Genomic DNA, 23,954 nt, shown 5'->3' with positions numbered 1-23,954 from the left:
TGCGCTGCAATGGTCGCGCATCGACATGCAAAGGAGACGACCATGCTGAACCGCCGCAATTTCCTCACCGCCGCCGTCGCGCTGGCGGGGTCCGCCGCCATCGGCGGGACCGGAGAGGCGTTCGCCCAGGCCACCACGCCGAGTGCGGCGCGCATCGAGCAGCAGCTGCAGGCCGCTCCCCGCAAGCGCCTCGCCCCGCAGGAGCGCGTGACCGTGCAGGAGCTGCGCCGCCGCCCCGAAATCCGCCGCATCGCGCCGTCGATCGACATCCAGTCGATCAATTTCGAGTTCGCCTCGGCCGAGATCCCACGGTCGCAATACGGCAAGGTCGACAATATCGCGACCGCCATGGAGCGCATCCTGCGCCGCAACCGGGGCGAGGTGTTCCTGATCGAAGGCCATACGGACGCGGTCGGCTCGTTCTCGTCCAACCAGGTCCTGTCCGAGCGTCGGGCGGACTCGCTGAAGCGGGTGCTGGTGCGCGAGTTTGGCATTCCGCGCCGCGCGCTGGAAACGGTTGGCTACGGCGAGGAGTTCCTGCTGGTGCCGACGCAGCGTGAGGAATGGCGCAACCGCCGCGTCACGCTGCGGCGCGTGACGGACGTCGTGCGGCCGTTCTAGGCGTCGCATAGCTGTTACATTCGACAGCTAGAAGACGAGTGTCGATCGATCTGACGACCGCGGATGAACCGGCGGCGGATCTCGATGTCGAGGAAGCCGGGCAAGAGCCCGGCTTTTTTGGTCTTCGAGGCAGACTTGGGGCCAAAGGAGCCGACTGCGTCTGGTGCTTCCCCTGATCGTGTCTCGGCGCGCAGCAGGTCAGCCGCAGCGTGAGCGCAGAATGGTCATCTCGGCAGAGAAGTAACTTGGCAATCTGTTCCAAGGATTGGGAAGAACGGCATCGGTGACATAAATTGCGCCCGCATTGCGCAACTCCGACAGCCGCACTGCGTTGCTGGTCGCCGTGGCCGGTGTCGCGTGGACGAGGTGCCAGAATCTCGATGCCGGGTAGGCCGTCGTCCATCCCTGGGCAGTGTAGCTGTTCACGTAAGTGCTGTAGGTGCCTTCGAACGTCACAAGCAGGTCGGCATAGGCCATCAACATCGCCGAATTCGGCACGACACCAGGATTCATCGCGACAAATCCGCCACGCGCCGATCGAATATAGTTGGAGAGATTCGCGTAAAGCGTGAAGTGGTTCGAAGCGGTGGAAACGCCGTCGAGGAATATGCCGTCTACGTTGTAGTTTGTCTTGGTTCGACTGATCTCGGCGGCAATCGAAGCGTAGGTTCGTCGACCATAGTCGGTCCAGACGTAGCTCAATACCTTGATGCCGGCGGTCTTTGCCCGCCGGATAATGTCCGTGTATTCGGCAATTGGTTTGTCGCCCGGCTTGACGCAGGGCGTTATCTCACCTCCGGTATCGGAACATGGCGGGATCACGATGACGGACACGCGTGCCCGCGCCGCCGCATTGCCAAGGATTCTGTTCCAAGCGTTGTCGGTGCGCCAGAAATAGGCGGGGATGGCAATGGACTGACACCCGGTCACCGCAAGCGCGGCGGTCATGTTCATGCCTAACACAATGGATGCCGCTACGAGCGTTTTGCAGAGTCGACGCATAGGTGCTGTCTCGCCTCACGAGGAGTTCGACCATCGAACTCCGCCACCAGAGAATCACAACTCATGCGGGCGGTCCAGAGTGTTCTCAATCAAATTACTGGTGGCGAAACGTATCTTGCGGAGTTGCCTTTCCCGGTGATGCAAAAAGCCCGCCGGGTTCGCCGGCGGGCCTTGGCGCGACTGGGAGGATGCGTCGCGGCTGATCAGGCGGCAAGCACCTGGCGGGGCTCGACCATCTCGAAGCCGAGCGCCTCGGCGACGGCGCGGTTGGTGATCTTGCCGCGGTGGACGTTGAGGCCGTTGCGCAGGTGGTGGTCGTCCGCGAGCGCCTTCAGGCCCTTGTCGGCGAGCTGCAGGCCATAGTGCAGCGTCGCATTGTTGAGCGCATGCGCCGAGGTGACCGGCACGGCGCCCGGCATGTTGGCGACGCAGTAGTGGATCACGCCGTCGACCTCGTAGGTCGGCTCGGCATGGGTGGTGGCGTGCGAGGTCTCGAAGCAGCCGCCCTGGTCGATCGCGACGTCGACGAGGACCGAGCCCTTCTTCATGCCCGACAGCATCTCGCGGGTTACGAGCTTGGGCGCGGCGGCACCCGGGATCAGCACGGCGCCGACGACGACGTCTGCCGAGAAGCATTCCTCCTCGAGCGCCTCCACGGTAGAGTAGCGGGTGTGGATGCGGCCGGCGAAGAGGTCGTCGAGCTGGCGCAGGCGCGGGATGGAACGGTCGAGGATCGTGACGTCGGCGCCGAGGCCGACCGCCATGCGGGCCGCATGCAGGCCGACGACGCCGCCGCCGATCACTGTGACCTTGCCCGGCAGCACGCCCGGAACGCCGCCGAGCAGCACGCCGCGGCCGCCATTGGCCTTCTGCAGCGCGGTTGCGCCGGCCTGGATGGCGAGGCGGCCGGCGACCTCCGACATCGGAGCGAGCAGCGGCAGGCCGCCGCGGTCGTCGGTGACGGTTTCGTAGGCGACGGCGGTGACGCCGGAGGCGATCAGGCCAGCGGTCTGCTCCGGATCGGGCGCGAGGTGCAGATAGGTGTAGAGGATCTGGCCTTCGCGGAGCTGCACCCATTCGCCCGGCTGCGGCTCCTTGACCTTGACGATCATGTCGGAGCGCTCGAACACCTCGGCGGCCGTCTTCGCGATCTTCGCGCCGGCGGCGCGGTAGGCGTTGTCGTCGGCGCCGATGCCGGCACCCGCGCCGGTCTCGACCAGAACGTCGTGGCCGTGCGCCACATATTCGCGAACCGCGCCGGGGGTGAGGCCGACGCGATACTCGTGATTCTTGATTTCCTTCGGGCAGCCGACGCGCATCTTCTGTTCTCCGTTTTAAGGGCCAGTGGCCCATGTTCCCCATGCGTTAACGAATGTAATCACGAAACGGGTCGAACGTCCTTGCGAATGCAGTTGTGGGACGATGCCATATTCGCGTATTCTTGCGTGGGGGTGCCGATCTTGCGAAGGATCTTCGACCAATGCGGCTAGACCGGATCGATATCACCATTTTGGACACGCTTCAGACCGACGGACGCATCTCCAATGCGGCGCTTGCAGAACGGGCAGGCCTGTCGCAATCGGCCTGCTCGCGGCGTCTCGATGCGCTCGAAAAGGCCGGGATCATCCGCGGCTATCATGCGCGCATCTCCAACACGGCGCTCGGCCACCAGATGACGGCGATCGTGCACATCTCCCTGTCCGGCCAGTTCGAGAAGACGCTGTCCGACTTCGAGAGCGCGGTGAAGCGGTGTCCCAACATCCTGTCGTGCCACCTGATGTCGGGGGAATACGACTACATCCTGCGGATCGCGGCGAAGGACCTCGCCGACTACGAGCGCATCCACAAGGAGTGGCTGACCGCGCTGCCGCATGTAACCAAGATCAATTCGAGCTTCGCGCTCAGGGAGATCATTGACCGCGTGGCGCTCGGGCTCAGGCCGGAGATGGCGTAGCCGCGCCTGGCGTCAGGCAGCCTCTTCGAGGGGCATCGCGAGACATTGCTCGACGGTCTGCGCGATTGCCGCGTGATCGATATCGGGGATTGCCGACACCGGCACAGGACGGCCCAGGAGGTAGCCCTGGAATTCGCTGCAGCCAATATTCGCAAGCAGCCTCGCTTCGTCCATCGTTTCGACCCCCTCGGCGACGATCGTCATGCCGAGCCCGTTGCCTAGGCCGGCGATCGTGCGGACGATCGTCATCGCGGTGTCCGACTTCGCCATGTCACGGATGAAGGAACGATCGATCTTGATCGTGTCGACGGGAAAGCGGCCGAGATAACCCAGAGACGAGTAACCCGTCCCGAAATCGTCGAGTGCGATGGTGACGCCCAGACGCTTGAGCTCGCTCAGGAGGCGATGCGCGCGCCTGTCGTCGTCGATCAGCACGCCCTCGGTGATCTCCAGCTCGAGCATGGTCGGATCGATGCCGGTGTCGGCGATGGCCGCGCCAACCGCCTCAACGAAGTTGCGCTGGCGAAACTGGACCGGGCTGACGTTCACGCTCACCCGCGCGCCGCCGAGTTCGGAACGGGCGCGGCGGCAGGCCTCGCGCAATATCCACTCGCCGATCGCGATGATCTTGCCGTTCTGCTCGGCGATCGGGATGAAGTCCGCCGGACTGATCATGCCTTTTTCAGGATGGTGCCAGCGCACCAACGCCTCATAGGAGACGATCCGACGGGTGGCGATGGAGACACGTGGCTGGAAGTGCAGGTCGAACTGGCCACGTTCGAGGGCTTCGGCGAGGTCCCCTTCGATTGCGCGGCGCTTCTCCAGTTGCGCGTCCATTCCAGGCTCGTAGAGGCAATAGGTGTTCCGGCCCATGTGCTTGGCATGGTAGAGCGCGGTGTCGGCGCGCGAGACCAGCCGTTCCAGCTCGTTCGGACTGTCGGCGACGGACACGCCGACGCTGGCGCCGACGCGGACCTGGGTGCCGTCGTCCAATGTGATCGGCAGGATGAGGCTCGAGACGATCCGGAAGGCAAGATCGGCCGCCTGGGCGGCGAAGGCGAGACCCGGGAACAGGATCGCGAACTCGTCGCCGCCCAGGCGGGCCGCGAGGCAGCCGTCGGGCGACAATTCGGCAAGGCGCTGCGCCGAAATCTCGATGACGCGGTCGCCGGCGGGGTGACCGTGGATGTCGTTGATGTTCTTGAACCGATCGAGGTCGATCAGAAGAAGCGCCGTCTTGCCTCGGTCTGTTCTGCCGGAACGGGTGACTGCCGCCAGTTTCTCGTTGAAGAGCGCGCGGTTCGGCAGGCCGGTCAGCGTGTCGTGTAGCGCGAGGTGCCGGATACGATCCTCGGCGTTCTTGCGCTCGCGCAGGTCGACGATGCAGCCGACGCGCGACTTCGCGCCATGATAGGTCACTTCGCGGCCGCGCATTTCGACGGGGATGCGTGTTCCCGCCATGTCCACGATTGCGCATTCGTACGGGTCGACGACCGACAGCGTCATGGCCTCGCGAACCTCTTCGACGCGGTCGGGCGCGATCAGGTCGAGGAGCTGGCGGCCTTTCAGCTGCGCCAGGCTGGTTCCGAAGAGTTCCGCGAGCTTGTCGTTGCCGTCGACGATCCTGCCGTCCTGCAGAATGACGATTGCTTCGAAGGTCGCGTTGGCAAGCGCAGACAGGCGCTCGGCTTCGATCGCGTCCCGCGCGATGCGCCTGGTTTCGGCGCGCGCATGCTCCTCGCGCTGGATGCTGTCCATCAGCCCGTTGAACAGGCGCGTCAGCGTCTCGGATTCGTCGCCCTGGACTGAAGGGATGCGCATGGTGAGATCGGCCTTGCCGTGCACCAGTTTTTCGAGCGCCTGCTCGACATGGCCGATCCCCATGCGGGTGCCGTGCTCTGCCTCGTTCAGGCCGATCTGCTCCTCCTCGCTGGTGACGCGCAGCCGGGTGATGCGGGAGAGCGCCCAGAAGAAGGCGACGGCGACGCCGAAGCTCCAGATGAAATTAACGACGACACCGGTCGCCTGAACTTCGAGCTGCGCGAAGCGGCTGCCGGCGGGGAGATTCTCGACCGGCGCCAAGAGCGCCACGGCGAGTGTGCCGGCAACGCCGGAGAAGCCGTGCACGCCAATCGCGCCGACCGCATCGTCGATCTTTAAATCGCGCTCGACGACATCGTTTCCCCAGATCGCGACGAGGCCGCCGACAATTCCGACGAGGAAGGCGCCGATCGGGCCAAGCGCCATGCAGCCGGCGGTGATCGCCACCAGCCCGCCGAGCATGCCGCAGACCGCTTTCTCGGGATACACCACCCCATCCTGGTGCCAGCCAAGAAGATAGCCGGCGACGCCGCCGGTGCCCGCCGCGATAACCGTGTTGGCTATGATGTGGGCGATGTCGGGATTCGCTCCAACCGTCGAGCCGCCGTTGAAACCGATCCAGCCGACGAAGAGGATGATCGCGCCGGCCGTCGTCAGCACCGGATTGTGGCCGGCGATGCGGACCGGATCTCCGTTCACATCATAGCGGCCTTCGCGCGCACCCATGATCCAGCACGCGGCCAACGACACCCAGGCTCCAGTCGAATGAACGACAGTCGAACCGGCGAAATCGATGAAGCCCATATTGCCGAGGAACGCGCTTTCGTTCGGCTGCAGGGCGGCGCCCCAGGCCCAGTGGACGAAGACCGGATAGATCACGAGCGCGATGAATATCGAGCCGAGAACATAGGCGAAAAGCCGCATCCGCTCGGCGACGGCGCCGGACACGATGGTCGCCGCGGTGCCGCAGAACATGACCTGGAAAACGAAGAAGGCCATCTGCCAGGAGTCGAGATTGGACACCATCAGGTAGTCGGTGTCGAAGCCGAAAAGCAGGCCGCGGCTCGGCGCGAAGGCCAGCATGAAGCCGACCGCGCCAAAGGCCACGATGGCGAACACCATGTCGAGGAGGTTCTTCTGCGCGACGTTGATCGAATTCTTGGAACGGACCATGCCGGCTTCGAGCAACAGAAACCCGACCTGCATCATCAGCACGAGCCCGGCCGCGAGCAGCGTCCAACTCATGTCGAGATCGCGTTTCAAGGTTTCTACCGACAACTCGGCGGCCGCCGCTTGCGGCGGAGCGCTGCCCGCCGCCAGACCGGCGGCGATCAGGATCCAAACGCCGCGCTGTCGCAAGATGCGCGTCATGCTGCCCCCTTATGCCCTTGTGGGGGACTTCAACAGAAGTTGATTAAACTTGCGTGTACCGAGACTCGCTTCGAGCGCTGAATTTCGTTTGAAAACAATGGGTTATTTTGTGCAATTGCCTAAAGTTTAGTCAAATGGTCTGGTTTGCAGGTCTGGGGCGCCGAGAGCCGATTCACGTAGCTTCTGACAGTGAAAGCGCCGCCGGTGCGGCCAGAACCTTTGCCGGCGAATGTTCATCGCCCTGTCACCTTGATGCTGGACAGAGGCGAGCGGCGGCGCGACACTCAGATCCTTGATCTTCCGCCGCGCCTTCCTCGACGTTTACAGGAGAGAGAAATGTCCGAGATGCTGCTTCCGCTTTCGCGCCGCGCCTTCCTGGCCGGCAGCGCCGCCTTCGGCGGCCTGGTGATACTCCACCCGTTCTCCGCCAATGCGCAGGCCAACCAGGCGCATCTGCGCATCATGGAGACGACCGACATCCATGTGAACGTGCTGCCCTACGACTATTACGGCGACAAGCCCAACGACACGATGGGGCTCGCGCGAACAGCCTCGCTGATCGACGCGGTGAGGGCCGAGGCGACCAATTCGCTGCTGGTCGACAACGGCGACCTTCTGCAGGGCAACCCGATGGGCGACTACATCGCCTATGAGCGCGGGATGAAGGACGGCGACATCCACCCGGTGATGAAGGGCATGAACCTGCTCGGCTATTCGGTGTCGACGCTCGGCAACCACGAGTTCAACTACGGCCTGTCCTTCATGGACAAGGTGCTGGCCGGCGCCAACTTCCCGTTCGTCTGCGCCAACCTCGTGCGTGGCACGGAGCTTGCCGCCAATGCACGCGACGACAAGCTCTACCTCAAGCCCTATGTGATCCTCGACAAGAAGGTGAAGGACGGCTCCGGCGCCGAGCATCCGATCAAGATCGGCGTCATCGGCTTCGTGCCGCCTCAGATCATGATCTGGGACTCCAAGAACCTGGAGGGCAACGTCGCGGTGCGCGACATTGTCCAGGCGGCAAAGGCCTGGGTGCCGCAGATCAAGGAGGAGGGCGCCGACATCGTCATCGCGCTGTCGCACTCCGGCATCGACACCGGCACCGGCGACATGATGGAGAACGCGGCCTTCCACGTGGCGGGCGTCGACGGGATCGATGCGGTGTTCACGGGTCACCAGCATCTCGTCTTCCCCGGCAAGAAGGATTTCCAGGGCCTCGAAGGCGTCGACACCGAGAAGGGCACGCTGCAGGGCAAGCCTGCGGTGCAGGCCGGATTCTGGGGCTCGCATATGGGCCTGATCGACCTGCTGCTCGAACGCGACGGCTCGAAGTGGAAGGTTGTCTCGGCGACGTCCGAGGCGCGGCCGATCTTCGAGCGCGTCGACAACAAGAACAAGGCGATCGTCGGCGACGTGCAGAAGATCGTCGACGCCGTGAAGGAGGACCACGAGGCGACGCTCGCCTATGTGCGCCGGCCGGTGGGCAAGACCTCGGCGCCGCTCTACTCCTATTTCGCGCTGGTGGCCGACGATCCGTCGGTGCAGATCGTCTCCCAGGCACAGACCTGGTACATCAAGGACCTGCTGAAAACCTCGCAGTGGAAGGACCTGCCGGTGCTGTCTGCTGCGGCCCCCTTCAAGTCGGGCGGGCGCGGTGGCCCGGACTACTATACGGACGTGCCGGCAGGCGACATTGCGATCAAGAACGTCGCCGACCTCTACCTCTATCCGAACACGGTGCGGGCGGTGGAGATCACCGGGGCGCAGGTGAAGGAATGGCTGGAAATGTCGGCCGGCATCTTCAACCAGGTCGAAAAGGGCAAGGCGGATCAGAAGCTGATCAATCCGGATTTCCCGGCCTTCAATTTCGATGTCATCGACGGGGTCACCTACAAGATCGATCTGTCGCAGCCGCCGAAATACGATCCGAAGGGGGCGGTGCTGAACGCGCAGTCGAGCCGTATCGTCGACCTGATGTTCGACGGCAAACCCATCGATCCAGCGGCGAAGTTCGTCGTGGCGACGAACAATTACCGCGCCGGCGGCGGCGGCAACTTCCCGGAGATCAATGCATCGAAGATCATCTTCGAGGCGCCGGACACCAATCGCGACGTGATCGTGCGCTACATCATCGACCAGGGCACCATCAACCCGTCGGCCGACGCCAACTGGAGCTTCGCGCCGGTCGAGGGCGCGACGGTGCTGTTCGAGACCGGGCCGAAGGCGAAGCAGTTCCTTGCCGAAGTGAAGGGCGTGAAGATCGAGGACGCCGGCGAAGGTGAGGGCGGCTTCGGGAAGTATCGCATCACGCTGTAGGACGAGACCGCTTCGGTTTGGACTCCGACACCGGTCGGCGTGGCTCTCGCCATCCCGCGGGCTGACAGGCCCGTGGCGTCTGCGCGTGCTGGTGGCAGGAAACGCTCAGGCTGAAGCACTTGTCGGCGAAATGTGACAGCCCTCGGCGCGAGTGCCGCGTCGAGGGCCGTTAGACACGGAACCGACTGTTCAGCAGTCGATGTAGACGCCGAACGGAAGGTCGGTGGGAGTTCCGCTCTGATTCCAGGTCTGAACGAATACGCCGTTGTTCGTGCCTGCGCGGCCGGTCACGCTGATGAAGCTCGGCGCGGTGGAGCCTGACATGGTGCCGAGCCCGATGGTGCCCTGCCAGGAGCACTGCACGATGTTGCGATAGAAGCGTATTTCGTAAATGCCCGTGCCGAGCTTCGTCGACGAGGCATCTCCCTTTCCTCTCATCCGCGTGCCGTTGGAGTTGACCACGGCGAACAGTTGAGCCGACCCCCAGGCGGCGCCGCCAGCTCCCTGCGGAGCGACTCCGGACCCGATATTCTGCGGGTTTTTGCCCGCGCCAAGCTGTGCGGAGGAGGTCGTCACCGAACCCAGCACCATCATGAGCGCGGCTGCGCCCGCGAGCATTTTCATCAAGGGTGTCTTGGTCATTGTCCTGTCCTTTCAGTTCAGGAAACACCGTCGCCCGTCGCTTCGGAACCGAGGCTGACGTAACGGCAAGCCAAATGTCTGACATGGACAGGGAAATGTATGTGAACCGCTTTACAGGCCGGTAAAACGCCAAGGAGGGGACCGGAGGTCCGCTGTTTTCGCCTGCGGGTCTTCTGCCGAAGCAGGTCAGGCCTTGTAGACGACCTGCCTTACATCGATGTATTCGGCGCGGAAGCCCGCCTCGCAATAGTGCAGGTAGAACTCCCAGAGCTTCTTGAAGCGGTCGTCGAAGCCGAGCGGGACGATGCGATCCCAGGAGTGCCAGAAGCGTTCGCGCCACTCGGCCAGCGTGCGGGCATAGTCCTGCGGGAAGACGCGCTCGCGGAAGAAGGACAGGCCGTGCTGCGCGCCCAACGATTTCAGGATCGCCGGCGTCGGCAGCATGCCGCCCGGGAAGACGTAGCGCTGGATGAAGTCCGGTCGCTTGCGGTAGAGCTTGAAGGCGTCTTCGTTGATGGTGATGATCTGCATCCCGGCGGTGCCGCCGGGCTTCAGGCACTCCTTCACCTTGCCGAAGAAGACAGGCCAGTATTTCTCGCCGACCGCCTCGAACATCTCGATCGAGGCGATGCGGTCGTAGCGGCCGGTCTCCTCGCGATAGTCCTGGAACTTGAACTCGACCTTGTCGGCAAGACCGGCTTTCTGGATGCGGGCGCGGGCGAAGTCGAGCTGCTCGCGGCTGATCGTCAGGCCGGTGACCTTGCAGCCGATCTCACGCGCAGCAAACTCGGCGAAGCCGCCCCAGCCACAGCCGATCTCCAGCACGTGGTCGTCGGGCCCGATGCCGGTATCGCGGGCGAGCGCGCGGTATTTAGCGGCTTGGGCGGATTCGAGGTCGTTGGCGCCAGTGTCGTAGAGGGCCGAGGAGTAGGTCATGCTCGGATCGAGCCATTTCGAGTAGAACTCGTTGCCGAGATCGTAATGGGCCGAGATGTTGCGCTTTGAGCCGGACCTGGTGTTGTCGTTGAACCAGTGGCGGATGCGCTGGATCGTCATGATGAGCCAGTTGGCGCCGCCGGCGACCTTCTCGCCCGCCTCCTGGTTGACCACGAAGAGTTCGAGGAAGGTGGTGACGTCCGGGCTCTCCCAGTCGCCGTCCATATAGGATTCTGCCACGCCGATCGTGCCGCCTGAGAGGGCGCGCGACGGCAGCCGCCAGTTCTTTAGGATCACCTTCGCGTCCGGCCCCGGCGCATTGCCGCCGACGCTGACAGTACGCCCGTCGGGAAGGCGAGCGACCAGCGAGCCGAAGGGCAACGACATGGCGGCCTGAAGCACCATGCGCGCCTTTGCGGGCAGGCCGCGCGCGAACTCGGCGAAATTGCCGGGGTCGAGCCGCACGGCGCGCTCCGCCGAGAGTTCATCCGCTGCCGTGTTTCCCCCGTGCGTCATTGCCGATGCCCTTTGCGCGACTGCGGTCGCGGCTGTCATGCCATACAACTGCAATCTTCCATGGCATGACGGGAATGTTCAAGAGGCAACAACAGGCGGGTCGTCGGGCTAGCGACCCGAGAGCGGGAGCCGGCGCGTGGGCTGGCTCCCGCATGGATCCCGGTCAGGCGCTTTTGACGAGCCTGATGAGGACGAGGAGGATCACCGCGCCGATGGTGGCGTTGATGATGGCGGCAAGGATACCCCCGCCGACGGCAAGCCCGAGGCGCGGCAGGATGAAGCCGGCGACCAGCGCGCCGACGATGCCGACCACGATGTTGCCGAGCAGGCCGAAGCCGTAACCCTTGACGATCAGGCCGGCGAGCCAGCCTGCGATCGCACCCACGATGATGAAGACGAGAAGACTTTCAATACCCATGTCATTTCCCTCCAATGGGAGTCGGGAGCGAAACAGAAAGGCGCGGCCGAGTCGAGAGAGGGCCGGACTTGTCCTGGGGAAAGCCGGTCCGTCCTTTCCGACGCGAAGACGATTTCTTCCAATGGGGAAAGGCTTTAGGTTCGTCCCATGCGGATTCTCTTCGTCGCGGCGCTGGCCGCATCCCTCGTCGTTTCGTTCGTTTCAGGTGCCGCGGCCCTGACGCTGAAGCCGTTCAAGGACGAGCTGTTCGCGTATCCCGGACTGATCGCGCGGGAGGATGGCGGCAGCCGGCTGGTGGTCGACTATCGCGAGCTGCGCGACATCAACCAGCGCGACGAGGTGCCCGAACGGCGGGTGAAGGGCGACTATGTGCGGCTGTCGGTGCGCAGCGCGCAGAAGGACCTGTCGCTGAAGACGGCGCAGGGCGACATCCGTCATGTCGCGGTCGGCAAGCCGGAAGGAGCGTCGGCGATCGTCGTCTACATCCACGGGCAGGGCGGCAGCCGAAAGCAGGGCGTGGACGACTTCACCTTCGGCGGCAACTTCAACCGCATCAAGAACCTGATGTGGGAGAATGGCGGTCTCTATCTTTCGCCCGATTTCTCCGAGTTCGGACCGAAGGGGGTGAAGGAGATCGCGGCCCTGCTCGACCATTATGCGGACCGCTCACCCAAGGCGCCGATCGTCGTCGCTTGCGGGTCGATGGGCGGTGCGATCTGCTGGGGGCTTGCGGATAGTCCAGCGGTCGCCGGCAGGCTTGCCGGTTTGATGATGCTGGGCTCGTTCACCTCCGACGATTTCGCTAAGAGTGCCGCCTACAAGCGCAAGGTACCGCTCTATCTCGGGCAAGGCAGCAAGGACGCCGTGTTTCCGGTGGACACGCAGGAGGCGATGTACAAGCGCCTCAAAGGCGCGAATTATCCCGTCCGTCTCGTGCGCTTCGAGACGGGCACCCACGGCACGCCGATCCGGATGACGGACTGGCGCGACGTGCTCAACTGGATGCTGGCGCGATAGGAGGAAAGATGAGCGGCCATATAGACCCGACGCGCGAGAGGTTCGGCGAATTCCGCCGGCTGCCGGATGACGGCCCGGTGCATATGCTGAATCTGGTGCGGCTGCGCGACCGTGCTGCCTATCCGGACGGGCGCGAGGCGAGCGGCCGCGAGGCCTATGCCGCCTATGGGCGCGAGAGTGGGCCAATCTTCCGCCGTGTCGGTGGCCGTATCGCCTGGAGCGGCGATTTCCGGCTGATGCTGATCGGGCCGAGCGAGGAGCGCTGGGACATCTGCTTCATCGCGGAATATCCGTCGGCGGCGGCCTTCGTGGAGATGATCAAGGATCCGGACTACCAGAAGGCGGTGATCCACCGTCAGGCGGCGGTGGAGGATTCGCGGCTGATCCGCACGGCGCCGAAACTCACGGGTGCGGGATTTGGCGAGTAATCAGGGGCCAGAGTCGTAGTCGACGACCGTCTGGTGCTCGATCTCGCCATCGTAGGAGGCGTCGACCTCGAACCGCACCAGAGTGAAAGTGCCATTGCGGAAGATCCACTTGCCGACGGAAGAGGCGTCGCCCACGCCGCGCCATTTCGCCCAGGAGGAAATGGTCTTCGTGTCCGGATCGAACTCCGAGTTGACGAGGCGGTCGGCCGAGGTGAAGCCGATGACGTTGACGCTCTCCACCTTGCCTTCGTGATCGTCATTCTCGTAGCGGATGTCGAGCTCGGGCTGGGCAAAGTGCAACTCGTTCAGTTCGCCCATGTCGTCGGCGAGGTAGTAGACGTGAACCTCGTTGTAGGCGCCGCGCGCGCAGTAGAAGCGGATCAGCTTGAACGTCCGCGCGGGCTCGTCCTGACTGTCATAGGTGTAGTGGAACTCGATGTCCCAGGCCTGCGGCTCGTTGCCCTCCTCGATCTGGCAACTGTCCAGGCGCGAGGCCGTGAATTTGGCCTTGGCGCGCTCCAGCGCGGCGTTCTGGGCGGGCAGGGCGGGAGCGTCGGGACAGGATGTCGGCAGCGCGGTCTCGATCGGGCCGGAGACCGGCGCGAGCGCGCCCTTCTCGATTTCCAGCGGCTTGTAGGGATCGCCCTGGATCTGCGGGTTGGCAAGCCTGAGCGTGTAGCAGCCCGCGAACACCTGTTCGTTGGCGCCGGTGGCCGAGATCGCGACGGGCAGGGAGTAGAAGGTGCTGCCGGCGGCTCCCTCTTCGGCCGGCGTGCCGACGATGAGCGTCACGCCCTCGGTTTCGTCAAAGCCCTTGGCATAGTCGTTCAGCGTCGGCGCGGGCGGGTTGGCGAAATAGCCGTAGGCGCGGGCATATTCCTTGCGGCCGATCGCGTTGTAGAGCGACTTCACCAGCGCCTGCGGGGTCGAACGGTCGTCGAGGTAGGGTTCCTGCTGGGCGAACGACACACCTGCGCTCAAGCTGCAGGCGGCAAGGGCCAGGGTCGCGGCAACGAATCGCATCTGTCTTCTCCATCCCACGTGTCGACATGATACCACCGATTGCGACCGCCTCGCGACGCTTGCGCCGGTCTTGGCCAGCGTCTATCGCTGCCGCGGCCCACGCCCTGCTGCGCGGGCGTGAGAGGCGGAGTTTCCATGACCATTTCGATGTACCAGGCGTCGGTGCCTGTCTTTTCCGGCGTGTTGAAGAATCTGTCGCATGTGCTCGCCAAGGGCGAGGCGCATGCAGCGGCAAACGGCATCGACCCCGCCGATCTGCTCACCGCGCGGCTGGCGCCCGACATGCTGCCGCTGACGGCGCAGGTGCAGATCGCGACCGACCATGCCAAGGGTGCATCGGCGCGGCTGGCCGGGCGGGAGATCCTGAGGATCGAGGACACGGAAAAGAGCTTCGCCGACCTCAAGGCGCGGATCGACAGAGTGCGCGACCATCTCAAGACCTACAGGCCCGAGGAGATCGACGGTTCGGAAGACCGTCCGGTCGCGATCAAGGTGGGCAAGGCGGAACTGCCCTTCACGGGCCAGCAATATCTGCTCGCCTACGCGATGGGGAATTTCTATTTCCACGTCGTCACCGCCTACGACATCCTGCGGCACAAGGGCGTGGTGCTCGGCAAGGCGGATTTCTTCGGCCGCGGCTGATCCGCGGCCCGAAAGTCTGTCCGTCAGCGCATCGACATCTCGCGCGCGATGCGCGGGAAATCGGCCGGCTTGATGCCGATGTCGGCCCTGTCGGCATTGTTCATCGCATTGAGGACCGCGAGCGCGGCGCGGTAGCGCGCCGTTTCCTGCGGGCGGGGTCGCGAAAACAGTTCGGTAAAGAACGCCATCGATTCGGCTCCGTGTTGTTCCTCCCGATGCGCCTAAGATAACTCGATGACGCCTATGTTGCAGTGCAGCATAATTCATGGCTGCCATGCGTTTCCGGGACGGAGCCGCCGCGGGAGGTTGAAGAAAATCCGCCGGAATTTGAACCGATCTTGTTAACGCCGGCCAACTAGTATGGCCCCGGTTCGACGGCTCGCGAGTATCGGCGAGGAGGCTGTGTTGGCTGGGTTCACGACGAGGGATTTCGCGTCGCTGCTGGACGAAGTGCTCGCCTCCGACGCGACGGAGGAGCCGAAGGCCGCCATGCGCCCGACGATACCGTTCGAGATCCTCGGCCGGCGCGAGGCGGATCGCGCGGCGACCGTGAGCGACCCGGAGGCGGCGGCGGAATATCTCTTCGCGGCCGCGGACAATTTCAGCATCGAGCCGGAACTGCCGCAGATTCTCGCATCGCCGTCGATCGATCCGTTCGACATCGCGCAGGAACTGCGGCTGACGGGACGGGAGACGCCCGACGCGCTGGACCGGATCCGGCGCGAATTCGCCTTTGCGAACCATCCCGACCGGGTGTCCGAGGATCTGCGCGACCGGGCGATCGTGCGGATGCAGATCGCCAATCGGATGATCGACGACGCCAAGGAGCGCCGCGCCAAGATCGCCGCGGCGCGGTAGGCGTCATACCCCGATCGGCACCTTCAGCTCCTGGCCGACGAAAATCTGGTTCGGGTTGGTGATGACGTGCGGGTTCGCCCGCTGGATCAGGCCGAACAGGCCGGGATCGCCGTAGTTCTCCTGGGCGATTTTCGAGAGCGTGTCGCCGGCGACGACGCGGTGGAGGCGGAAACCGACATAGTTGGCGACGATGCGCGGGCCGTAGATCACCGGCACGATGACCTTGTTGACCTCTGATCCGTCGGCCGCGCTCTCCTCGTAGACCTCGACGAACAGCCGGTCGAGCTGGAAGGCGGCGGCGCCGATCGCGGCCGCGACCTGGAACTGGCCGTGCTCGCCGGTGCCGCCGCCGACATTGAAGAAGCCGGTGCGCTCGTCATGGCCGTCGTGGACGCGCCAATTAAGCACCGCCTCGAAGCCCTGGCCGAGGCCGGAGATGCGGACGGGATCGCCGACGAGGTCGAAGGGCTGCGGCTGCTGGACCTGATTGTGAATGATCGTGGGCATGGGTGCCTCCTGACGGTCAGGCGCCTATCCGATCACCGGCACGGGGTTCTGTCTGTGGGGAGGCTCACATGGCGATTGCCGTTGAACGGACCGATCACCATCGCGTGCTTTGACGATACGCACCCTCCGTGTAGCCTTTGCTCACACCACCAGCCAGCCAGAGGAGCCAGCCATGAGTGTCGAGATCGCCGAAGGCCGGGATGTCACGATCCGTTTCGACGGAAAGCGATGCATCCATGCCAGGCGCTGCGTGATGGGCGAGCCCGGCGTGTTCCGGGCGAATGTCGAAGGGGCCTGGATCCATCCCGACGATGCGGCGCCGGACGACATACTGCGCATTGCCTATGCCTGTCCTTCGGGAGCGATTTCCGTCACGCGCAAGGATGGCGGGCAGGGCGAGCATCCGCCGCGCGCGAACATCGTGGTGGTGCGCGAGAACGGGCCGCTCGCGGTCAATGCCGACATGGAGATCGAGGGGCATGGCGAGATGCTGCGCGCCACGCTCTGCCGTTGCGGCCTGTCGCGCAACAAGCCGTTCTGCGACAACTCCCACATCGCCGGCGGCTTCGTGGCGACGGGCGAACCCATGTCACGCGAGAGCGAGCTGAAGATCACGGAGCTCACCGGAAAGGTGACGGTCAAGCCGGTGGTGAACGGCCCGCTGATGATGACGGGCAAGCTTGAGGTGGAGTCGGGCACGGGCCGCAATGTCGACCGGGTGGAGAAGGCCTGGTTCTGCCGCTGCGGCCAGTCGTCGAAGAAGCCCTATTGCGACGGCACGCACAAGGCTGTCGGCTTCGAGGCGCCGTAGGCATCTGCCGGCAGGGTGAGCGATTTCACAGCGTGCGGGCGCGGATCGTGGCAGATTGGCGCGCCGATCGCTGAGGGGAGGGCTCGCCATGCCGCCGCGCGGGGAAAGCATCACTCTGTCCGAACTGCGCCGCCGCATCGAGGCGGGCGCGCTGACGCGGGAGGAAATCCCGCTCTACTTCGAACCCGACGAGAAGAAGTCGAAACTGTTCGCGCCGGCGCTGAAGCTGACGAAGCGCGTCGACAAAGAGGGCAGGCGGCCCAGCGCGCGCAGCGTCACGACTCTCTACTTCGATGCCGAGGCGAAGCTGGCCGGAACGGATGTCCCGCGCTCGGGCCGCGCACGCACAACGATCGCGGCGGCGAAGATGAAGGTGCTCGCCGAGGGCGATTCCTGGTTCCGCCTGCCCAACTTGTTCTATCCCGACGACATGGTCGACGTGCTGCGCAAGACCTACGACATCCCGAAACTCGCCATGTGGGGCGACGAGATCGGCGTCATGGTGACGACGAAGAAGAACAACTATCTCGTGCCGCTGCGCTCCGGCCTCTACCGGCATTTCATGTTCTCGGGTGGCGGCAACGATGTGCTCGCCTCGGTCGGGACGCATGTGAAGGCGTTCGGGGCGGCGGGGACCGATCCGGCGGATGCGGAGAGCTATATCAAGACGTCGTTCGGGACTGCGCTCGATACGGTGATCGGCCATTACAGCACACTGGCGGGGCATGTGCGCTCGGTGAGCAATCCGAAGCCGGTGCTCTATGTGCACGGCTACGCGCATGCGCGGCCGCGTCCGGGTGGAGGCTATCTCGGATCGAAGTTCGAGGTGCTGGGCTTCGACGCCGCGGGCAGCCTGGCGCGGAAGATCGTGGCGGCGATGGTCGACCGGTTCAATGTCAGGCTGAAGGCGTTTGCGAGCGCGCAGAACGCCGCGCACCCGGACTACAAGGTCGTCTACGTCAACCTGCGGCCGGCCTTCACGGCAGCGGCGGACTGGAACACGGACGAAATCCATCCGAGCAGCGCGGGTGCTGCGAAGGCCGCCGCGCTGATGGGCGACAGGATTGCCGAAAACGTTCCGGTGGCGTGAGCCTCAGAGCGGAATGTTGTCGTGCTTCTTCCAGGGGTTCTGGAGGTCCTTGTTGCGCAGCATCTTCAATCCGCGGGCGATGCGGCGGCGGGTGGAGTGCGGCATGATCACTTCGTCGACATAGCCGCGCTCGGCGGCGACGAAGGGCGACAGGAAGCGGTCCTCGTAGGCCTTGGTGTGGGCGGCGATCTTGTCGGCGTCGCCGATATCCTTGCGGTAGATGATCTCGACCGCGCCCTTGGCGCCCATCACCGCGATCTGCGCCGACGGCCAGGCGTAGTTGATGTCGCCGCGCAGGTGCTTCGACGCCATGACGTCATAGGCGCCGCCATAGGCCTTGCGCGTGATGATGGTGATCTTCGGCACAGTGGCCTCCGCATAGGCGAAGAGCAGCTTGGCGCCGTGCTTGATGAGGCCGCCATATTCCTGCGCGGTGCCTGGCAGGAAGCCGGGCACGTCGACGAAGGTGACGATCGGAATGTTGAAGCAGTCGCAGAAGCGGATGAAGCGGGCGGCCTTGCGGGAGGCATCAGAGTCGAGCACGCCGGCCAGCACCATCGGCTGGTTGGCAACAAAGCCGACGGTGCGGCCGTCGACGCGGCCGAAGCCGGTGACGATGTTCTTGGCGAAGGACGCCTGGATCTCGAAGAACTCGCCCTCGTCGGCGGTCTTCAGGATCAACTCCTTGATGTCGTAGGGCTTGTTGGCGTTGTCCGGCACCAGACGGTCGAGCGACATGTCGGAATCGGTGACCGACTGGTAGCACTCGATCTCCGGGATCTCGGAGGTGTTGGACTGCGGCAGGTAGTCGATCAGCCGGCGCATCTGCAAAAGCGCCTCGACGTCGTTGTCGTAGGCGCCGTCGGCGATGGAGGATTTCGTCGTGTGGATCGAGGCGCCGCCGAGCTGTTCGGACGTCACCACTTCGTTGGTGACCGTCTTCACCACATCGGGGCCGGTGACGAACATGTAGGACGTGTCGCGCACCATGAAGATGAAGTCGGTCATGGCCGGCGAATAGACGTCGCCGCCGGCGCAGGGGCCCATGATGACGGAAATCTGCGGGATGACGCCGGAGGAGAGCACGTTGCGCTGGAAGATCTCGGCATAGCCGCCGAGGGCCGCCACGCCTTCCTGGATGCGCGCGCCGCCGGCGTCGTAGAAGCCGATGATCGGGGCGCGGTTGCGCAGCGCCATGTCCTGGATCTTTACCACCTTCTCGGCATGCGCCTCGGAGAGCGAGCCGCCGAAGACGGTAAAATCCTTGGCGAAGACGAAGACGGTGCGGCCGTTGACCGTGCCCCAGCCGGTGACGACGCCGTCGCCGGCGATCTTGGTCTTCTCCATGCCGAAATCGGTCGAGCGATGTTCGACGAACATGTCGAACTCCTCGAAGGAGCCTTCGTCGAGGAAGATCTCGAGCCTTTCGCGGGCCGTCAGCTTGCCGCGGGCATGCTGCGCCTCGATGCGCGCCTTGCCGCCGCCCTGGCGGGCAGTCTCGCGCCGGCGTTCGAGTTCGACGAGCACATCCTTCATGGGGACCCCTCCGCTGGTGACGGCCCCGCTGTTACCATGCCGACGCGCGGGCGCAAGTGCGGCGTTCGCACAAAGCGGCTCTGCCGGGGACGACGCGCGGTTTCGCGCCGAGTGAGTCGGGCCCCGGCGGAGGGAGCCGGCTACCAGCTTCCGGTGTTCTGCATCGACGCCCAAGGCTCGGCCCTGGGAAGTGCTGCGCCCTTCTGCAGCAGCTCGATCGAGATGCCGTCGGGCGTGCGGATGAAGGCCATGTAGCCGTCGCGGGGCGGGCGGTTGATGGTCACGCCCTTGTCCATCAGTGACCGGCAGGTTTCGTAGATGTCGTCGACCTCGTAGGCGAGGTGGCCGAAATTGCGCCCGCCCGTGTATTCCTCCGGATCCCAATTGTAGGTCAGTTCCACCAGCGGCGCCTTCAGGTCGATGCCCGACTGCTTGTCCTCGCCGGCCGCGAGGAAGATCAGCGTGAAGCGGCCCTGCTCGCTTTCGGTCCGGCGAACCTCGACCATGCCGAGTTTGTTGCAGAAGAAATCGAGCGATTTCTCGACGTCGGAGACGCGGATCATGGTGTGGAGATAGCGCATCGGCAGAGATCCTGTGTGGGGGCGGTCGACGCCGATATGGGGCAGGGACCGCGCCCGGGCAAGCCGTTTCGCGGCTCCAGCCTCGCGAAAGCCGAGAAGTTAATATTTGGTTGAAATGTGGCGAAATCCAATCTGGCTCATGCTGACAGGAAGAAGTGACATGTTATCCTGCAACAAGAATCAGTTGCGTTGGCTCGAAAGAAGGGTGCGTTCGGATGGGGGATAAAACCTCTTCGGAAGGCCGGGAGGCTGGCTGGGGCGGCTCGGGCGGGATGGGCGAGAACGAAGGCCTCATCGAGGTTTCGGGGGCCATCAAGTGGTTCGATGTCGCCAAGGGCTACGGCTTCATACTGCCGGACGAGTCTGCTCTGGGCGACGTGCTCATCCATGTGACCTGCCTGCGCCGCGACGGCTTCCAGACGGCACTCGAGGGCGCCCGCGTGGTCTGCCTCGTCAAGCGCGGCGATCGCGGCATGCAGGCCTTCCGCATCCTGTCGATGGACACGTCGACGGCCGTGCACCCGCTGGAACAGCCGGGCGACCGCACGCATGTGCATGTGGTTCCCGAGAGCGGCATCGAGCGCGCGCTGGTGAAGTGGTTCAACCGCACCAAGGGCTTCGGCTTCCTGACGCGGGGCGAGGGGACCGAGGACATCTTCATCCACATGGAGACGCTGCGCCGCTTCGGCGTGACGGAGCTGCGGCCGGGCCAGGTGGTGCTGGTGCGCTACGGCCACGGCGACAAGGGCCTTATGGCCGCCGAAATTCACCCGGACAAGGGAACCTTGCCCTCTTCGCACTGAAAGGCAGGGAATGATGGGTCTTCACGTCCGGGCCGCGCTCGCCGCGTTGTCGCTCGCCCTGATCGCGTTTGCGGCAGCACTTGCTCCCGCTGGGGCGGATTCACGCGCGATGCGGCTGCCGGTGCACATGGTCAAGCTCGCCGCCGACACGGCCACCGGGCAGAAATTCTTCTCGATCGAAGTCGCCGACGAGGCGTCCGAGCAGGAGCGGGGCTTGATGTTCCGCGAGGAGATGCCGGACGACCGCGGCATGCTGTTCGACCTGGGGCGGACGCGGCAGGCGTCGTTCTGGATGGAGAACACGCCGATGCCGCTCGACCTGCTGTTCATCGGCGAGGACGGGCGCGTGCGCGCCATCCTGCCGGGGCAACCCTATTCACGTGCGCCGATCTCGCCCGGCGTTCCCGTGCGCTTCGTGCTGGAGCTCAAGGAAGGCACGTCGGCCAAGAACGGGATCGCGCCCGGCGACCGGCTCCGCCATCCGGTGATCGACGCCGTGGCGGGATCGAACTAGTCCGGCAGGCACAGTCAGATCATGCATTATTTCGAACATCAGGGTTTCCGCCTCGCCTATATCGACCAGCAGCCGGAGGAGGGGAGCGGCGAGCCGATCCTGCTCATCCATGGCTTTGCCTCGAACGTGACGGTGAACTGGGTCAATCCCGGCTGGGTGCACGACCTGCGCCGTGCCGGCTACCGCGTCGTCGCGTTCGACCATCGCGGCCACGGCAAGTCGTCGTCGAGCTACGATCCAGCGGACTATACGCCGTCGCTGATGGCCGGCGACGCGGCGGCGCTGCTCGATCATCTGGGTATCCGGCGCGCGCATGTGATGGGCTATTCGATGGGGGCGCGGGTCTCGACCTTCATGGCGCTGGAGCATCCCGAGCGTGTCGCGACGCTCATTCTCGGTGGGCTCGGTATCGGCATGATCGAGGGTGTCGGCGACTGGGACCCGATCGCGATCGCGCTCAGGGTCGAGGACGCCGCGACCATTACCCACCCGCGCGGAAAGATGTTCCGCAGCTTCGCCGACCAGACGAGGAGCGACCGGCTGGCGCTCGCCGCCTGCATCGAGACCTCGCGCGAGCTGGTGGGCGCGGCCGAGATGGCGCGCGTGACGCAGCCGACGCTCGTGGCCGTGGGCACGAAGGACGATATCGCGGGCTCGCCGCATGAACTCGCCGACCTGATGCCCGACGCGGAGGCGTTCGACGTCGAGGGGCGCGACCATATGCTGGCCGTCGGCGACCGCACCTTCAAGAAGAAGGCGATCGAGTTCCTGCGCGAGCACCCGCTGTAGCTATCTGCCCTGGAAGTCGGGCTTGCGCCGTTCCTTGAAGGCGGCGCGGCCCTCGGCGTAGTCGGCGCTGTCGAAGGTCGCATCGCCGGCCTCTTGCGCCATGCGGGCGACCAGCGGATCCTTCGTCACGACGGACATGATCGACAGGCGCGACGCCTTGACGGAGAGCGGCGCACTCGCCGCGATCGCGGCGGCGATCTTGCCGATGCGCTCCTCGAAACTCTCGGGTGCGACGATCTCCAGCAGGAAGCCGCCAGCCAGCGCCTGCCTCGCGTCGATCGGCTGTGCGGTGAGCGTGAGATAGCGGGCCATCTGCGCCCCCGCCGCGGTGACGATGTCGATCATCGCATCGAGCGGATAGGCGAGGCCGAGCCGTGCGGCTGGCACCGCGAATCGGGCATCCTCGGTGGCGATCCTGAGATCGCAGGAGGCTGCGAGCCCGAAGCCGCCGCCGAAGCAGATGCCGCGGATCGCCGCGACAACCGGCACGGCGCTGGTGCGGATCGCCGCGAAGGCCGCCGAATTGGCCGCTTCGTAGATGCGCGCGGTGGCCGCATCCCTTCGCACGGTGTCGAATTCGGAGATGTCCGCACCGGCGCAGAAATCGGAGCCGGCGCCCGAGAGCACGATCACCCGCACGTCGGGCCGTGCCGCGAGTTCGGGGATCAGCGCTGCGAGCGCGCGCCAGCCGGCGAGGTCGACGGCGTTCTTTCGCTGATGATTGTCGATCACGATGCGGGCGACGTGCTCCGAGATCGCGACATTGAGGGAATTGGTGCCCGAGGGGGCTTGAAACGTCATGCTGAAAGTCCAATTGACTCTGCGCTAAGGAAAATTGAATTCCTTCGCGTTATCGGATCGCATAGGATGCGCATCCGTTTCCGACAAGGGGAAAGACATGACCACGAAGGTTGCCCGTTCGCACCTCCAGCCGGTCGATCCGATCTGGACAGCCGTCCGCGACGAGGCCCACGAGGCGGTCGAGCGTGATCCGCTGCTCGCGGCCTTCCTCTATTCGACGGTTCTGAACCACCGGACGCTCGAGGACGCGGTCATCCATCGCATCGCCTCGCGTCTGGACCATGCCGACATCTCGTCCACGATGATTGTGCAGAGCTTCAAGGCGATGCATGACGACCAGCCGGACTGGTCGAACGTGGTGCGGACCGACATCCAGGCCTATTACGACCGCGACCCGGCCTGCGACCGCTTCATCATGCCGGTGCTCTACTTCAAGGGCTTTCACGCCATCCAGACGCACAGGCTGGCGCACTGGCTGTGGAACAGTGGCCGGCGCGACTTCGCGCTCTACCTGCAGAGCCGTTCCTCGGCCGTGTTCCAGACCGACATCAACCCGGCTGCGAAGATGGGCAAGGGCATCTTCATCGACCATGCGACCGGCCTGGTCGTCGGCGAGACGGCGGTGATCGAGGACAACGTCTCGATCCTGCACGGTGTGACGCTGGGCGGCACCGGCAAGGCCGGCGGCGACCGCCATCCGAAGATCCGCTACGGCGTGCTGATCGGCGCCGGCGCCAAGATTCTTGGCAATATCGAGATTGGCCATTGCACCAAGGTGGCGGCCGGCTCGGTGGTGCTGAGTTCGGTGCCCAACAACAAGACGGTCGCCGGCGTGCCGGCCCGCGTCGTCGGCGAGAGCGGCTGCGAGCAGCCGGCGCGGCAGATGGACCAGTTGCTGCCGTCGCAGTCGATGGACCACGTCGTCACGTTCGACATCTGAAGCTGACGCGGGGTAGG

Annotated in this window: 25 protein-coding genes; 13 read left to right on the top strand and 12 right to left on the bottom strand. The window is 64.7% G+C overall.

Annotated elements, in window-relative coordinates; all coding sequences use genetic code 11:
- Positions 1–42: 42 nt before the first annotated feature.
- Positions 43–621 carry an OmpA family protein gene (locus tag B9Z03_RS19230; protein ID WP_085465678.1) on the top strand — a complete coding sequence of 193 codons (579 nt, stop codon included), beginning with the start codon at positions 43–45 and terminating at the stop codon, positions 619–621.
- A 198-nt stretch (positions 622–819) separates the two neighbouring features.
- Here the strand turns inward: B9Z03_RS19230 and B9Z03_RS19225 are convergent, their stop codons facing one another.
- Together B9Z03_RS19225 and ald are read right to left on the bottom strand one after the other, a co-directional pair.
- Positions 820–1,575, bottom strand: coding sequence for a spherulation-specific family 4 protein (locus B9Z03_RS19225; RefSeq protein ID WP_176247560.1), 756 nt, complete (start codon positions 1,573–1,575; stop codon positions 820–822).
- 251 nt (positions 1,576–1,826) lie between these two features.
- Positions 1,827–2,942: an alanine dehydrogenase gene (ald, locus tag B9Z03_RS19220; protein ID WP_085465676.1), complete on the bottom strand. Its 1,116-nt coding sequence runs from the start codon at positions 2,940–2,942 to the stop codon at positions 1,827–1,829.
- Between the two features lie 161 nt (positions 2,943–3,103).
- Here ald and B9Z03_RS19215 point away from each other — a divergent pair, with 161 nt between their 5' ends.
- Positions 3,104–3,577, top strand: a complete 474-nt coding sequence (locus tag B9Z03_RS19215; protein ID WP_085465675.1) for an Lrp/AsnC family transcriptional regulator — start codon at positions 3,104–3,106, stop codon at positions 3,575–3,577.
- A gap of 12 nt (positions 3,578–3,589) precedes the next feature.
- Here B9Z03_RS19215 and amt read toward each other — a convergent pair whose 3' ends face one another.
- Positions 3,590–6,769 (bottom strand): ammonium transporter, encoded by a 3,180-nt coding sequence (gene amt / locus B9Z03_RS19210; protein WP_085465674.1) that lies wholly within the window; start codon positions 6,767–6,769, stop codon positions 3,590–3,592.
- Positions 6,770–7,105: 336 nt separating this feature from the next.
- On the opposite strand from amt, the gene B9Z03_RS19205 reads away from it, so the two are divergent.
- Entirely contained in the window at positions 7,106–9,085 is a 1,980-nt protein-coding gene (locus B9Z03_RS19205; RefSeq protein WP_085465673.1) for a bifunctional 2',3'-cyclic-nucleotide 2'-phosphodiesterase/3'-nucleotidase, read from the top strand.
- Between the two features lie 189 nt (positions 9,086–9,274).
- Here the strand turns inward: B9Z03_RS19205 and B9Z03_RS19200 are convergent, their stop codons facing one another.
- The 3 genes from B9Z03_RS19200 to B9Z03_RS19190 all read right to left on the bottom strand — a co-directional run bounded on the left by B9Z03_RS19200 (position 9,275) and on the right by B9Z03_RS19190 (position 11,597).
- Positions 9,275–9,727 carry a hypothetical protein gene (locus B9Z03_RS19200; protein ID WP_085465672.1) on the bottom strand — a complete coding sequence of 151 codons (453 nt, stop codon included), beginning with the start codon at positions 9,725–9,727 and terminating at the stop codon, positions 9,275–9,277.
- Between the two features lie 186 nt (positions 9,728–9,913).
- Positions 9,914–11,179, bottom strand: coding sequence for an SAM-dependent methyltransferase (locus B9Z03_RS19195; RefSeq protein ID WP_085467760.1), 1,266 nt, complete (start codon positions 11,177–11,179; stop codon positions 9,914–9,916).
- Between the two features lie 163 nt (positions 11,180–11,342).
- A complete protein-coding gene (locus B9Z03_RS19190; RefSeq protein ID WP_085465671.1) occupies positions 11,343–11,597 on the bottom strand; it encodes a GlsB/YeaQ/YmgE family stress response membrane protein in 255 nt (84 codons plus the stop codon).
- A 147-nt stretch (positions 11,598–11,744) separates the two neighbouring features.
- On the opposite strand from B9Z03_RS19190, the gene B9Z03_RS19185 reads away from it, so the two are divergent.
- Together B9Z03_RS19185 and B9Z03_RS19180 are read left to right on the top strand one after the other, a co-directional pair.
- Positions 11,745–12,614 carry an alpha/beta hydrolase family protein gene (locus B9Z03_RS19185; protein WP_085465670.1) on the top strand — a complete coding sequence of 290 codons (870 nt, stop codon included), beginning with the start codon at positions 11,745–11,747 and terminating at the stop codon, positions 12,612–12,614.
- 8 nt (positions 12,615–12,622) lie between these two features.
- Entirely contained in the window at positions 12,623–13,042 is a 420-nt protein-coding gene (locus tag B9Z03_RS19180; protein ID WP_085465669.1) for a DUF1330 domain-containing protein, read from the top strand.
- Here the strand turns inward: B9Z03_RS19180 and B9Z03_RS19175 are convergent, their stop codons facing one another.
- On the bottom strand, positions 13,043–14,065 hold the full coding sequence (locus tag B9Z03_RS19175) for a DUF1176 domain-containing protein (protein WP_085465668.1): 1,023 nt from the start codon (positions 14,063–14,065) through the stop codon (positions 13,043–13,045).
- A 135-nt stretch (positions 14,066–14,200) separates the two neighbouring features.
- On the opposite strand from B9Z03_RS19175, the gene B9Z03_RS19170 reads away from it, so the two are divergent.
- A complete protein-coding gene (locus tag B9Z03_RS19170; protein WP_085465667.1) occupies positions 14,201–14,707 on the top strand; it encodes a DUF1993 domain-containing protein in 507 nt (168 codons plus the stop codon).
- A 23-nt stretch (positions 14,708–14,730) separates the two neighbouring features.
- Here the strand turns inward: B9Z03_RS19170 and B9Z03_RS29480 are convergent, their stop codons facing one another.
- A complete protein-coding gene (locus tag B9Z03_RS29480; RefSeq protein ID WP_139832331.1) occupies positions 14,731–14,895 on the bottom strand; it encodes a DUF1127 domain-containing protein in 165 nt (54 codons plus the stop codon).
- Positions 14,896–15,112: 217 nt separating this feature from the next.
- Here B9Z03_RS29480 and B9Z03_RS19165 point away from each other — a divergent pair, with 217 nt between their 5' ends.
- Positions 15,113–15,565, top strand: coding sequence for a hypothetical protein (locus B9Z03_RS19165; RefSeq protein WP_139832330.1), 453 nt, complete (start codon positions 15,113–15,115; stop codon positions 15,563–15,565).
- A 3-nt stretch (positions 15,566–15,568) separates the two neighbouring features.
- Here B9Z03_RS19165 and B9Z03_RS19160 read toward each other — a convergent pair whose 3' ends face one another.
- Positions 15,569–16,072, bottom strand: a complete 504-nt coding sequence (locus B9Z03_RS19160) for a Gmad2 immunoglobulin-like domain-containing protein (RefSeq protein WP_244561784.1) — start codon at positions 16,070–16,072, stop codon at positions 15,569–15,571.
- Between the two features lie 172 nt (positions 16,073–16,244).
- On the opposite strand from B9Z03_RS19160, the gene B9Z03_RS19155 reads away from it, so the two are divergent.
- Both B9Z03_RS19155 and B9Z03_RS19150 read left to right on the top strand, forming a co-directional pair.
- Positions 16,245–16,883, top strand: coding sequence for a CDGSH iron-sulfur domain-containing protein (locus B9Z03_RS19155; RefSeq protein ID WP_085465665.1), 639 nt, complete (start codon positions 16,245–16,247; stop codon positions 16,881–16,883).
- A gap of 88 nt (positions 16,884–16,971) precedes the next feature.
- Complete coding sequence (locus B9Z03_RS19150; protein ID WP_085465664.1) at positions 16,972–17,973, top strand: SGNH/GDSL hydrolase family protein; 1,002 nt, start codon at positions 16,972–16,974, stop codon at positions 17,971–17,973.
- 3 nt (positions 17,974–17,976) lie between these two features.
- On the opposite strand, the gene B9Z03_RS19145 is transcribed toward B9Z03_RS19150, so the two are convergent.
- Positions 17,977–19,509 carry an acyl-CoA carboxylase subunit beta gene (locus B9Z03_RS19145; protein WP_085465663.1) on the bottom strand — a complete coding sequence of 511 codons (1,533 nt, stop codon included), beginning with the start codon at positions 19,507–19,509 and terminating at the stop codon, positions 17,977–17,979.
- A gap of 140 nt (positions 19,510–19,649) precedes the next feature.
- Positions 19,650–20,090 (bottom strand): VOC family protein, encoded by a 441-nt coding sequence (locus B9Z03_RS19140; protein WP_085465662.1) that lies wholly within the window; start codon positions 20,088–20,090, stop codon positions 19,650–19,652.
- Between the two features lie 215 nt (positions 20,091–20,305).
- On the opposite strand from B9Z03_RS19140, the gene B9Z03_RS19135 reads away from it, so the two are divergent.
- Genes B9Z03_RS19135 through B9Z03_RS19125 form a run of 3 tightly spaced genes read left to right on the top strand, consistent with a single transcriptional unit; the run spans position 20,306 to position 22,196 of the window.
- The gene (locus B9Z03_RS19135) at positions 20,306–20,893 is read left to right on the top strand and encodes a cold-shock protein (protein WP_085465661.1); all 588 of its coding nucleotides are present in this window, start codon (positions 20,306–20,308) and stop codon (positions 20,891–20,893) included.
- Between the two features lie 13 nt (positions 20,894–20,906).
- Complete coding sequence (locus B9Z03_RS19130) at positions 20,907–21,407, top strand: DUF192 domain-containing protein (RefSeq protein WP_085467758.1); 501 nt, start codon at positions 20,907–20,909, stop codon at positions 21,405–21,407.
- A gap of 21 nt (positions 21,408–21,428) precedes the next feature.
- A complete protein-coding gene (locus B9Z03_RS19125; protein ID WP_085465660.1) occupies positions 21,429–22,196 on the top strand; it encodes an alpha/beta fold hydrolase in 768 nt (255 codons plus the stop codon).
- Here B9Z03_RS19125 and B9Z03_RS19120 read toward each other — a convergent pair whose 3' ends face one another.
- Entirely contained in the window at positions 22,197–22,997 is an 801-nt protein-coding gene (locus B9Z03_RS19120) for an enoyl-CoA hydratase-related protein (protein ID WP_085465659.1), read from the bottom strand.
- A gap of 97 nt (positions 22,998–23,094) precedes the next feature.
- Here B9Z03_RS19120 and cysE point away from each other — a divergent pair, with 97 nt between their 5' ends.
- Positions 23,095–23,937, top strand: coding sequence for a serine O-acetyltransferase (cysE, locus tag B9Z03_RS19115; protein WP_085465658.1), 843 nt, complete (start codon positions 23,095–23,097; stop codon positions 23,935–23,937).
- The last annotated feature ends 17 nt before the right edge of the window (positions 23,938–23,954 follow it).

Origin of the sequence: Mesorhizobium australicum (genome assembly GCF_900177325.1) — a bacterium.
Lineage (GTDB): Bacteria > Pseudomonadota > Alphaproteobacteria > Rhizobiales > Rhizobiaceae > Mesorhizobium_A > Mesorhizobium_A australicum_A.
This window is presented reverse-complemented; position numbering and strand designations above follow the sequence as displayed.

Excerpts from the sequence above, each read along its gene's own strand:
- B9Z03_RS19230 (WP_085465678.1), top strand. The coding sequence starts at position 43 with ATGCTGAACCGCCGCAATTTCCTCACCGCCGCCGTCGCGCTGGCGGGG.
- B9Z03_RS19225 (WP_176247560.1), bottom strand. The coding sequence starts at position 1,575 with ATGAACATGACCGCCGCGCTTGCGGTGACCGGGTGTCAGTCCATTGCC.
- ald (WP_085465676.1), bottom strand. The coding sequence starts at position 2,942 with ATGCGCGTCGGCTGCCCGAAGGAAATCAAGAATCACGAGTATCGCGTC.
- B9Z03_RS19215 (WP_085465675.1), top strand. The coding sequence starts at position 3,104 with ATGCGGCTAGACCGGATCGATATCACCATTTTGGACACGCTTCAGACC.
- amt (WP_085465674.1), bottom strand. The coding sequence starts at position 6,769 with ATGACGCGCATCTTGCGACAGCGCGGCGTTTGGATCCTGATCGCCGCC.
- B9Z03_RS19205 (WP_085465673.1), top strand. The coding sequence starts at position 7,106 with ATGTCCGAGATGCTGCTTCCGCTTTCGCGCCGCGCCTTCCTGGCCGGC.
- B9Z03_RS19200 (WP_085465672.1), bottom strand. The coding sequence starts at position 9,727 with ATGACCAAGACACCCTTGATGAAAATGCTCGCGGGCGCAGCCGCGCTC.
- B9Z03_RS19195 (WP_085467760.1), bottom strand. The coding sequence starts at position 11,179 with ATGACGCACGGGGGAAACACGGCAGCGGATGAACTCTCGGCGGAGCGC.
- B9Z03_RS19190 (WP_085465671.1), bottom strand. The coding sequence starts at position 11,597 with ATGGGTATTGAAAGTCTTCTCGTCTTCATCATCGTGGGTGCGATCGCA.
- B9Z03_RS19185 (WP_085465670.1), top strand. The coding sequence starts at position 11,745 with ATGCGGATTCTCTTCGTCGCGGCGCTGGCCGCATCCCTCGTCGTTTCG.
- B9Z03_RS19180 (WP_085465669.1), top strand. The coding sequence starts at position 12,623 with ATGAGCGGCCATATAGACCCGACGCGCGAGAGGTTCGGCGAATTCCGC.
- B9Z03_RS19175 (WP_085465668.1), bottom strand. The coding sequence starts at position 14,065 with ATGCGATTCGTTGCCGCGACCCTGGCCCTTGCCGCCTGCAGCTTGAGC.
- B9Z03_RS19170 (WP_085465667.1), top strand. The coding sequence starts at position 14,201 with ATGACCATTTCGATGTACCAGGCGTCGGTGCCTGTCTTTTCCGGCGTG.
- B9Z03_RS29480 (WP_139832331.1), bottom strand. The coding sequence starts at position 14,895 with ATGGCGTTCTTTACCGAACTGTTTTCGCGACCCCGCCCGCAGGAAACG.
- B9Z03_RS19160 (WP_244561784.1), bottom strand. The coding sequence starts at position 16,072 with ATGCCCACGATCATTCACAATCAGGTCCAGCAGCCGCAGCCCTTCGAC.
- B9Z03_RS19155 (WP_085465665.1), top strand. The coding sequence starts at position 16,245 with ATGAGTGTCGAGATCGCCGAAGGCCGGGATGTCACGATCCGTTTCGAC.
- B9Z03_RS19150 (WP_085465664.1), top strand. The coding sequence starts at position 16,972 with ATGCCGCCGCGCGGGGAAAGCATCACTCTGTCCGAACTGCGCCGCCGC.
- B9Z03_RS19145 (WP_085465663.1), bottom strand. The coding sequence starts at position 19,509 with ATGAAGGATGTGCTCGTCGAACTCGAACGCCGGCGCGAGACTGCCCGC.
- B9Z03_RS19140 (WP_085465662.1), bottom strand. The coding sequence starts at position 20,090 with ATGCGCTATCTCCACACCATGATCCGCGTCTCCGACGTCGAGAAATCG.
- B9Z03_RS19135 (WP_085465661.1), top strand. The coding sequence starts at position 20,306 with ATGGGGGATAAAACCTCTTCGGAAGGCCGGGAGGCTGGCTGGGGCGGC.
- B9Z03_RS19130 (WP_085467758.1), top strand. The coding sequence starts at position 20,907 with ATGGGTCTTCACGTCCGGGCCGCGCTCGCCGCGTTGTCGCTCGCCCTG.
- B9Z03_RS19125 (WP_085465660.1), top strand. The coding sequence starts at position 21,429 with ATGCATTATTTCGAACATCAGGGTTTCCGCCTCGCCTATATCGACCAG.
- B9Z03_RS19120 (WP_085465659.1), bottom strand. The coding sequence starts at position 22,997 with ATGACGTTTCAAGCCCCCTCGGGCACCAATTCCCTCAATGTCGCGATC.
- cysE (WP_085465658.1), top strand. The coding sequence starts at position 23,095 with ATGACCACGAAGGTTGCCCGTTCGCACCTCCAGCCGGTCGATCCGATC.